General features: G+C 39.3%; 4 protein-coding genes. All 4 read left to right on the forward strand.

Annotated features, from left to right (window positions below; all coding sequences use genetic code 11):
• The first annotated feature begins 95 nt into the window (after positions 1-95).
• The 4 genes from AAC037_RS17875 to AAC037_RS17890 all read left to right on the forward strand — a co-directional run bounded on the left by AAC037_RS17875 (position 96) and on the right by AAC037_RS17890 (position 6,067).
• Positions 96-1,322 carry an adenylate/guanylate cyclase domain-containing protein gene (locus AAC037_RS17875; protein ID WP_339904472.1) on the forward strand — a complete coding sequence of 409 codons (1,227 nt, stop codon included), beginning with the start codon at positions 96-98 and terminating at the stop codon, positions 1,320-1,322.
• 322 nt (positions 1,323-1,644) lie between these two features.
• Positions 1,645-2,238: a hypothetical protein gene (locus AAC037_RS17880; protein ID WP_339904474.1), complete on the forward strand. Its 594-nt coding sequence runs from the start codon at positions 1,645-1,647 to the stop codon at positions 2,236-2,238.
• 250 nt (positions 2,239-2,488) lie between these two features.
• Positions 2,489-3,973 (forward strand): BNR-4 repeat-containing protein, encoded by a 1,485-nt coding sequence (locus AAC037_RS17885; RefSeq protein ID WP_339904475.1) that lies wholly within the window; start codon positions 2,489-2,491, stop codon positions 3,971-3,973.
• A 693-nt stretch (positions 3,974-4,666) separates the two neighbouring features.
• Positions 4,667-6,067, forward strand: coding sequence for a DUF1593 domain-containing protein (locus AAC037_RS17890; protein ID WP_339904477.1), 1,401 nt, complete (start codon positions 4,667-4,669; stop codon positions 6,065-6,067).
• Positions 6,068-6,111 lie beyond the last annotated feature (44 nt).

Genomic DNA, 6,111 nt, shown 5'->3' on the forward strand with positions numbered 1-6,111 from the left:
TAAGCGGTTCTAGTCCTTATATTGTCTTCTTCAAACATTAGATCATCTATTGTTAGCTATACTTAAAGGCAATCTAAAGAAAAAGGAGGACCAAAATGTCGAATGATGATAAAAACGAATCCGGATTCTTTCAAAAAATGATTGATATTGGAGCTAATAAAAATTTTTCTATAACTGAAATTAGGTATCTACGCGTAACGAATATAGCCTCTATTCTAGGCGCCTTATATAATGCAATTTGGATGCTCCTTTCAATTATTCTCACGGACTCCCCAATAATCTACGGAAGCAATGCACTCTTGGGATTGATGTTTCTAATGGTGCTAATTTTTAACAATAAAGGTTGGCGGGTATTGGCAACTACATGGCTTATTATTGCGGCGTATATTTCCGTTCTCCTATTTCTTTATTTACTGGGATATTCCTCAGGCGTGGCCTTCATTAGTTTCTTAATAATTATCCTTCCTTACATGACTTTCCCCCGAAAGGCAAGGAAAATAGCACATGGTTTTGGTATACTGGCTTGCTTAACCTTGGTTGTAACTGTCATTCTTCAATCAAATATTACTGCGCATTATGATGAAGTAGATCCCTATTTATTACAAGTAGTTAATATCAGCATAACAGGATTCATTTGCCTCGCCCTTATATGGAGTATGTCTGTTTTAATTGATAGTTCGGAGGAATCCTTAATGGCTGAACAGAAAAAATCAGACAATCTCCTACATAACATTCTTCCGGTCAAAGTTGCGAAAGATCTAAAAGAAACCGGTAAAACAATCCCCCAAAGGCACCAAAAGGTGACAATATTATTTACTGATTTCAAAGGTTTTACGGAGTTAGTCTCATCCATTTCAGAAATCACTTTGGTCAATGAATTGAATGATATTTTTGGACGGTTCGATGAAATCGTTGAGGAGGCAGGAGTTGAAAAAATTGAAACCATTGGTGATGCCTATGTGGCTGCATGTGGGCTTGGAGAAGGAATAACGGAGCATGCCAAGAACTGCATTTCAGCCGCCCAACAGATGATTTACTACCTTGATGAAAGAAATTTGACCCATGAAATAAAGTGGAGAATGAGAGTTGGTATACATTCCGGACCTATTGTGGCCGGAGTCGTAGGAAGGAAAAAATTCAGGTATGACCTTTTCGGTGATACAATTAATACAGCAAGTAGAATGGAGTCATCCGGAGAACCGGGCAAAATAAATATTTCCGAACCAACCTATCAGCTAGTCAAAAATGACATTGATTGTGAATACAGAGGGGAAATTTATGCCAAAGGAAAAGGGGAAGTGGACATGTACTTTGTAAAATAACCTATGGGCAATAAGCGCCCTTGATTTACAAAAATTAATAAGCCAAGATCGTAGATGCCTGTAATGATAAATTGTTCTTATGAAAAAATACAACCTACACATCGTTTTTGGACGATCAATAAAGTGTAATTTATTGGTGAGTTGGACAGTTTTTCCGAGGTTAGATTCAATCCCAATGATCCGATCCTACCGAAAACAGTCGAAATTAAACCCCTTGTTACTACCACCAACCATTAGCATTTACTAGAAAAGGGAAGCTATATTTAAAACCTTAGTAATTGTAATAAAATTCAATCTGACAGGTCCTATTAAATTAAATCATATGAAAAATCTATTCTTACTAATACTTGCAATAGGCATACTTACCGCCTGTGAGGACTCCACTAAATACGGCATCACCAATCAACCTTCGCTAGCTGATTATCAGGTGGGTGAGAAATGGGTCTGGAAATACAAAGGTGTGACTACGGAGGGAGAAGTACGCTCGGATGGAAAAGATACGCGAGAAATAGTCAGTATTGACGGAGTATTAGGAATGACTATCGGTAATGACACCATTCCTATATCCGAAATCGTTAAACCGGAAGAAAGCGAAACACCTAAGTATGCTTGGCCTCTGGAAGTGGGTAAAAAGTGGAAATATGAAAACAATTGGACAAGTCAAGATGGAACAACGGGAAACCAAAGTCAAGTGGCTGAGATACTGTCTTACCGAGAAGAAACAGTAGAAGCCGGAACTTTCATGGCTTACACAATTAAATACACTGGTAAAACCACGAACTCCAGAGGGTATAGTGCCGATGAAGAAGAGATTTGGCTGTATGCTCCCGAAGTTAAAACATTCATTAAATTGACTCAAAATCAAGGTGATTTTTTGTATATAGAGGAACTAACTGAATACTCAAAACCTGACTAAATTAAACCATTTTTTAAGCACTAATAAAAACAAAGCACCAAAACAAAGCCTGCTAATCGCCGGACCCCATTGACACCCTTCGACAGACTCAAGGATCGGCAACTTGGCCTAGGATCCATTATCAATCCTTATAAATAGATTGAAAATGGTTTTTCATCTTTTGATTTCTTTTATTAATATCGGCTGGCGTAGCAGGATTCGCTCAAAGACAATAGGTAACAAATAAACCAAAATAGACTTTAAAAAAATTATGGAAGTAATTAAAAAGACAATCCTTTTCTCATTCTGGTTGGTGTTAGGGCTTAATTCGGTAAAAGCGCAGAGCGATATTTACGGGGAAGCCAGATTGATAAATAAGCAAGCTGAAGGGTACAGAGGAATTTGGTATTATATCAATACTGCCGGACAGGCAGGAAAGGTCACCAACCAGTACAAATATAAATATAGCGGAGGGCTGGGGACCTATGGTGCTACACAATACCCTTTCTCAGTTTATGCGGAAGAGGTGGACAAAACCTTTTTCTGTTATGGTGGAACCGACCAAAGTGAGAAAACCCTGCTGCACATGGTCTCCTATTTTGATCACAAGACTGGCCAGGTGCCTCGTCCCACCATCGTTCTCGACAAAGCCACCGAGGATGCCCATGACAACCCCGTGCTTCAAGTGGACAAAGAGGGTTATATATGGATTTTTTCGACTGCCCACGGAGTCGAAAGACCTGCTTTTATTCATAGGAGTGTAAAACCCTACGACATTTCTGAATTCGAATTGATGCCGACAACGAAAACCGTGGATGGCAAAAAAGTGCCATTAAATAACTTTTCTTACATGCAAATTTACTATTCCGATACAGATGGTTTTATTGGCCTTTTCACCCATTATGAACAAATTGGCGGTCGTGTCATTTCCTGGATGAGGAGTGAGGACGGAATAAATTGGTCTGAGTGGAAAGACTTGTCCTTACTGGGCGATGGCCACTACCAAACAAGCGCAAATCAGGGAAAGCGAATCGGTACTACCTTTATGTATCACCCCAACAGAAAGGTAAGGGGTGGCCTGGACTTCCGAACCAACCTTTATTATCTTCAGTCGGATGATTTTGGAAAAACCTGGAATACGGTTGATGGGGCAACAATAGATTTGCCACTGAGGGAGATAGCTAATCCGGCAATGATATACGATTACGACGTTGAAGATCGCAATGTTTATATTGACGATTTAAATTTCGACAAGGAAGGAAGACCCATAATTTTTTACAAAACAAGTAATGGACCCCTGCCGGGACCGGTTCACGGACCACGAATGTGGCATACTGCCTGGTGGAATGGGAGCCGCTGGGAAATCCAATATTTCACACCCGCAGGAAACAACTATGACAGCGGTTCCATCTATGTCCAGGAGGATGGAAGTTGGAAAGTAATCGCCCCAACTGCAATGGGTCCACAAGATTACAACACTGGTGGGGAAATGGAAATGTGGGAGAGCAAAGACCATGGAAAAACCTGGAGAAAACTGAAAATGTTGACTTGGAATAGCAAGTACAACCATAGTTATGCACGGCGCCCTGTCAATGTGCATCCCGACTTTTACGCTTTCTGGGCAGACGGTCACGGGCGCGAACCTTCAGAATCAAGATTATACTTCTGTGATCAGGAGGGCAATGTTTACCGACTTCCTCAACAAATGAAGGGTGATTTTGCAAAACCCGAGTTGTATACATTTAAAATGAAATAAATGCTGCACAGTCCCTTTGGCACCCCGCTACCAGTTGATACAAATAATCACCCTATTCTAACCTGAAGTTAGGAAAGGGCTCTTTGAATGGGTCGACTTAAATCAGGAGACAAGATGCTCAAATCTAACTAATCTCAAAAGTTAAAATTTAACTTATGCTTTTTATTTAAGGGGGCAGCATCTGCCGGAATGTCCGATAAAACCCATTAATTTCAAAGGGGTCAAGATGCTCCGATATTTCCAGCGATCGCAAGTTTATTTGGACAAAAAAGCCTCTAAAAGTAATCGAGACCTACAACACTATTGAAAATATAGAGCTAAAAGGAGAAGTTTTGAATAAGGAGAACTTATCCGTTAAATAATAAGAACTTTATTAAAATCCGGTTTTCTGAAGCCTCTGGCAAGCATTGCGACAAAAAAAAAACTCCGAAAAGCTTTTCCTGAAATCGATCCGGAACACTCTCCCATAAGTGACTTTCACTTATTGTTATAATTTGATATATTCAATAATAGAATACTTATGCCGGAAACTAACAGTAAATAAAAGGAGGGTTGAGAAAGTAGCCAATAAAAGGGCAATTGTCCACTTCAACTTCTTTATTACCTCTCAGAAGCCAATAAAAATTTTAAGCTTCTGCAATCAAAAGATCGATACCCGTGGCCACAGAGCAATTATATACTAAATAAAGATTTATGATTTTAAGAAATTTGATATTAACCGTAATAATTTTTGTGGCAATGCCGGTATTTGCTCAACAATCTCAAAATAAAGAAATTTTAAAGCCTCGCATTGTTGTGCTTACCGATGTTTCCACTTGGGAAACCGACGATAGCGAATCATTGATTAGGCTTCTTGTACATGCAGATTTATTTGAAATTGAAGGGATAATTTATACTACAGGCTGGAGCCATGAGGTGCTGCGCGATGATTTTATTGATTTAATTCATGATGCCATTGATGCGTATGAAAAAGATTTACCAAACCTCAAGAAACGCTCTAATCAGCTTACCTTCCAAAAAGATGAAACCCGGCAACTAATTGGGTATTGGCCAAGTCCTGATTATTTACGGCAACATACTGTTTTTGGTAGCAAGCAGAGGGGAATTGATAAAATTGGCATAAACAATATATCTGACGGCAGTAATCTAATTATTAAACTAGCAAATGAAAATGATGAACGCCCTCTTTGGGTTTTGCTTTGGGGAGGCGGAAATACCTTGGCACAATCCATTTGGCAGGTTCAGCAAAACAGCAACGAAGATGAATTAAAGGCCTTCTTGCACAAAATACCAACTTATGCTATCACTGACCAAGACAGGTCCTATAAGGGAGGTACTCCTTTCCACATAAGTTCGAATCAATGGATGAGAAAGGAATTTGAAAAAGACTTGAAATTCCTTTGGGATGAGTGTGCATGGAAATACCAAAACGGCAACGGAAAAAGGAATTGGGATGAATATGCTCAGCATATACAAAACCATGGAAATCTCGGAAAAATCTATCCAAAGTATAAATACGGAGTTGAAGGCGATACTCCATCATTCCTATACCTAATGCCTAATGGCTTAAACGACCCTCTTGTTCCTAATCAAGCCAGTTGGGGCGGTTATTTTGAATGGGGAATTTCACCTGATGATTCTACTTTTGCCTATAATAACCATACAGGAAAAGTGAAGCAAATTTGTAGTAACTATGCTGCTTATTTTTATGCCGCCACCTTTAATAATTTTGCCGCTCGAATGGATTGGGCCTCTAAAGGTACAGGGAATCGAAATCCAATAATCGTTTTAAATGGAAATGAAGGGATTGACTTGGTTCACATCGAAAAGAAACAAGGCGAAGCAATTGTCCTTGATGCCTCAAAAACATTCGATCCGGAAAATGATCCACTGACTTTTAAATGGTGGGTAATGCCGGAAGCAAGTACCTATAAAGGCAAGGTCGCAATTGAAAGTAAAAATTCAGATACCATTACCATAGACATCCCATCTGATGCGGCGGGTAAAACAATTCATATTATTTGCGAAGTTACCGACAAGGGTGTACCATCACTTACAAGTTATCGGCGGATAATAATCGCTCCAAAAAACTAATTTCAAATGAAAAAATTCAATCTAGTTGACACTGAGGGGGAGGT

Source organism: uncultured Cyclobacterium sp., from assembly GCF_963976465.1.
In the GTDB taxonomy this organism is placed as follows: Bacteria; Bacteroidota; Bacteroidia; order Cytophagales; family Cyclobacteriaceae; genus Cyclobacterium.